The organism is Pantoea sp. B9002, assembly GCF_013385945.1.
In the GTDB taxonomy this organism is placed as follows: Bacteria; Pseudomonadota; Gammaproteobacteria; order Enterobacterales; family Enterobacteriaceae; genus Pantoea.
In genome coordinates this window covers 1-342 of sequence record NZ_JACAPA010000114.1, presented here as the reverse complement: position 1 = coordinate 342, position 342 = coordinate 1, and the positions used below count along the sequence as shown (strand labels likewise).

At 62.3% G+C, this 342-nt stretch carries 1 protein-coding gene and 1 pseudogene; both read left to right on the top strand.

What is annotated here, in order from left to right:
• On the top strand, window positions 1-280 hold a 280-nt coding region (locus HX773_RS25430; protein ID WP_255433339.1), incomplete at its 5' end, for an ATP-binding protein.
• A pseudogene (locus tag HX773_RS26095) lies at window positions 277-342 on the top strand (DNA-binding response regulator); the annotation flags it as partial. The gene HX773_RS25430 and the pseudogene HX773_RS26095, both read left to right, overlap by 4 nt.

Here is a 342-nt window from a genome sequence, read left to right as displayed (position 1 = left end):
CGATGCCTGCCCCGAAGGCCTGGAAGTACGACTCGATTGGGATGAGGAAAACCTCACCATCAGTATTCGCGACCACGGCGCCGGTGTGCCGCTGGCCATCGCCGAGCAGATCGGCAAACCCTTCTTTACCACCAAGGGCAAAGGCTTCGGCCTGGGCCTGTTCTTGAGCAAGGCCAGCGTGACACGCGCCGGCGGCTCGGTGAAACTCTACAGTCATGAGGAAGGTGGCACGCTCACCGAGCTGCGCCTGCCCCGTGTCGCCCGAGGAGACGAAGCATGAATGACGAGATCCAGGTCGAAGGCGAAGAACTGCCGCATCTGTTGCTGGTGGACGACGACGCC